4 protein-coding genes are annotated in these 3308 nt (G+C 62.2%); 2 read left to right on the plus strand and 2 right to left on the minus strand.

From position 1 onward, the window contains the following. The first annotated feature begins 58 nt into the window (after nt 1-58). Nucleotides 59-1501 carry a F0F1 ATP synthase subunit beta gene (atpD, locus tag VGP39_RS25115; RefSeq protein WP_327570792.1) on the plus strand — a complete coding sequence of 481 codons (1443 nt, stop codon included), beginning with the start codon at nt 59-61 and terminating at the stop codon, nt 1499-1501. Nucleotides 1502-1631: 130 nt separating this feature from the next. Next, nucleotides 1632-2039, plus strand: a complete 408-nt coding sequence (locus VGP39_RS25120) for a F0F1 ATP synthase subunit epsilon (protein ID WP_327570793.1) — start codon at nt 1632-1634, stop codon at nt 2037-2039. Between the two features lie 39 nt (nt 2040-2078). Here the strand turns inward: VGP39_RS25120 and VGP39_RS25125 are convergent, their stop codons facing one another. After that, nucleotides 2079-3053, minus strand: coding sequence for a TRAP transporter substrate-binding protein (locus tag VGP39_RS25125; RefSeq protein ID WP_327570794.1), 975 nt, complete (start codon nt 3051-3053; stop codon nt 2079-2081). Between the two features lie 12 nt (nt 3054-3065). Beyond that, nucleotides 3066-3308: TRAP transporter large permease subunit (locus VGP39_RS25130; protein WP_327570795.1), on the minus strand; the 243-nt coding region annotated here is incomplete at its 5' end.

Raw genomic sequence — 3308 nt, forward strand, 5'->3', positions numbered from 1 at the left:
ACCGGTATCCACTTTTCGGGATCATGCCCTAAGTTTCGGACTTCAAGGAGAGAGTTTTATGGCTACCCCTGCCAACCAGACCGGACGCATCACGCAGGTCATCGGCGCCGTCGTCGACGTGCAGTTCGAAGGACATCTGCCCGCCATTCTGAATGCCGTTGAAACGACCAACAATGGCAACCGTCTGGTGCTCGAGGTGGCGCAACATCTCGGCGAGTCCACGGTCCGTACCATCGCCATGGACACCACCGAAGGCCTGGTCCGCGGCGGTGAGGTGACCGACACCGGCAGCCCGATCATGGTGCCCGTCGGCGCCGGCACCCTCGGCCGCATCATGAACGTGATCGGCGAGCCGATCGACGAGGCCGGCCCCGTGGAAGCGGAAGGCATGCGTCCGATTCATGCGGAAGCGCCGACCTACACCGATCAGTCGACCGAGGCGGAAATTCTCGTCACCGGCATCAAGGTGGTGGATCTGCTGGCACCCTATGCCAAGGGCGGCAAGATCGGCCTGTTCGGCGGCGCCGGCGTCGGCAAGACCGTGCTGATTCAGGAACTGATCAACAACGTCGCCAAGGCGCATGGCGGTTATTCGGTGTTCGCCGGCGTCGGCGAGCGCACCCGCGAAGGCAACGACCTGTATCACGAGTTCATCGAATCCAAGGTCAACGCCGACCCGCACAATCCCGATCCGAACGTCAAATCGAAATGCGCGCTGGTGTTCGGCCAGATGAACGAGCCGCCGGGCGCGCGCGCCCGCGTCGGCCTCACCGGCCTCACCGTCGCCGAGCATTTTCGCGACCAGGGCCAGGACGTGCTGTTCTTCGTCGACAACATCTTCCGCTTCACGCAAGCCGGCTCCGAAGTGTCGGCGCTGCTCGGCCGTATTCCCTCCGCGGTGGGTTATCAGCCGACGCTTGCCACCGACATGGGCGCGCTTCAGGAGCGCATCACCACCACGCACAAGGGTTCGATCACCTCGGTGCAGGCGATCTACGTGCCGGCCGACGACTTGACGGATCCTGCGCCCGCCACCTCGTTCGCGCATCTGGACGCCACCACGGTGTTGAACCGCGCGATTTCGGAAAAGGGCATCTATCCCGCGGTCGATCCGCTAGATTCCACCTCGCGCATGCTGTCGCCGCTGGTTGTCGGCGAGGAGCACTACCAGACTGCGCGCATGGTCCAGCAGATACTGCAGCGCTACAAGTCGCTGCAGGACATCATCGCCATTCTCGGCATGGACGAACTGTCTGAAGAGGACAAGATTGCGGTCGCCCGCGCGCGCAAGATCGAGCGCTTCCTGAGCCAGCCGTTCTTCGTCGCCGAAGTGTTCACCGGCTCGCCCGGAAAATTCGTCGATATTGCCGACACCATCAAGGGTTTCCGCGCCATCTGCGAAGGCAAGTACGATCACCTGCCGGAGTCCGCCTTCTACATGGTCGGCACCATCGAAGAAGCCGTCGAAAAGGGCAAGAAGCTCGCGGCCGACGCGGCGTAATCAACCGGCCTCACCCTGAGGAGCCGACCGAAGGTCGGCGTCTCGAAGGGCGAGGCGACGATATCTCTCATCCTTCGAGACGCGCGCAAGAGCGCGCTCCTCAGGATGAGGCCAACGAATAGGCGCGTCCATGGCCACCTTCCACTTCGATCTCGTTTCGCCTGAGAAGCTCGCCTTCTCCGGAGAAGTCGATCAGGTTGATATCCCCGGCGTCGAGGGCGATTTCGGCGTGCTCGCCGGACATGCCCCGGTGGTGGCGGCGATCCGGCCGGGAATTCTCACTGTGACCGTCGGCGGCGCGCACGAAAAAATCATCGTGCTCGGCGGTCTTGCAGAGGTGTCCGAAAAGGGCCTCACCGTGCTGGCCAATGTCGCGACCTCGCTGGACGACCTCGACAAGGCGGCGTTCGCCGACAAGATCAGCGGCATGGAAGCCAGGCTCGCCGAGAAGGAAGGCTCCGAACTCGACCGCGCCATCGAGCGGCTCGATCATTTCAAGAGCATCCAGCACCAGCTCAATTCGACGGCGATGCATTAGCCTTCACCTCTCCCCCTGCGGGGAGAGGTGACGATCGTCTTACTTCTTATACGCCGCGATCACGGCTTCCCCATCCGGGCCGGCCTTTTTCGACCAATCGGCCGTCAACTGCTCGCCGATTTTCTCGAGCCCCGCCTTCAGCGCCGGAGGTGGCGGGAGTACCTTCATCTTGTTGGCGGCAAGCTGTTCGAGATACCACTTCGCCTTTTCTTCCGCGAGCTTCCAGCCGCGTTCTTCGGCGACCGCCGCCGCCTTGAGGATCGCATCCTGGGTCGGCTTGTCGAGCGCGTCGAACGCCGGCTTGTTAACGAAGGTTACGTTCTTCGGAATCCAGGCCTGCGTATCATAGAAGTGCGTCATGGTTTCCCAGGCCTTGCTGTCGTAGCCGGTCGAGCCTGAGGTCATGAACGCGTTCACGACGCCGGTAGCCAGCGCCTGCGGCAATTCCGCCGCCTGGATGGTGACCGGCTGCGCGCCGACCAGTTCTGCGATGCGCGAGGTGCCGACATTATAGGCGCGCCACTTCAGGCCCTTCATATCCTCCATGGTGTTGAGATCCTTCTTGGCATAGATGCCCTGCGGACCCCACGGCACCGCGAACAGAAGCAGCAGACCTTGCGACGCCAGCTTCTTTTCGACTGCGGGTTTCGACGCCAGCCACAGCTTCTTGGCTGCCGGATAGCTCGTCGCCACGAACGGCACGACATCGATGCCGAACAGCGGGTCCTCGTTCTCATGCAACGAGATCAGAACCTCACCCGCCTGCGCCTGACCGGTTGCGACCGCGCGCTTGATTTCCGGCGCCTTGAACAGCGACGCCGCGGCGTGCACGGTGATCTGCAGCTTGCCGCCGGTCAAGTCGGCAACGTCCTTGGCGAACGCGTTCAGGTTCACCGAATGCGGATTGTCCGCCGGATAGGCCGCCGGAAGATTCCATTTCGTCTGCGCCATTGCCGGGCCGGCAAGCGCCGCGACGCAAGCCGCCATTGCGCAGGTTTTTAGTAGTCTCAACATGACAACACCTCTCTAGCCAGGGAACGCCATCCGCGGCAGCACCATCACGATATCAGGAAACACCGTGATGATGGCAACCGCCAGAACGAGCAAAAAGAAGAACGGCAGGGCCGCCTTGGCGACCGTGTTGGAATCCTTGCCGCTCATGGTCTGCAACACGAACAGATTGAAGCCGACCGGCGGCGAGACTTCAGCCATTTCCACCACCAGCACCAGGAAAATACCGAACCAGACGAGATCGAAGCCGGCCTGCTT

It is taken from the genome of Bradyrhizobium sp., assembly GCF_036009065.1.
Taxonomy (GTDB): domain Bacteria; phylum Pseudomonadota; class Alphaproteobacteria; order Rhizobiales; family Xanthobacteraceae; genus Bradyrhizobium.

Coding starts and splice junctions, on each gene's coding strand:
- atpD (WP_327570792.1), top strand. CDS start 59: ATGGCTACCCCTGCCAACCAGACCGGACGCATCACGCAGGTCATCGGC.
- VGP39_RS25125 (WP_327570794.1), bottom strand. CDS start 3,053: ATGTTGAGACTACTAAAAACCTGCGCAATGGCGGCTTGCGTCGCGGCG.
- VGP39_RS25120 (WP_327570793.1), top strand. CDS start 1,632: ATGGCCACCTTCCACTTCGATCTCGTTTCGCCTGAGAAGCTCGCCTTC.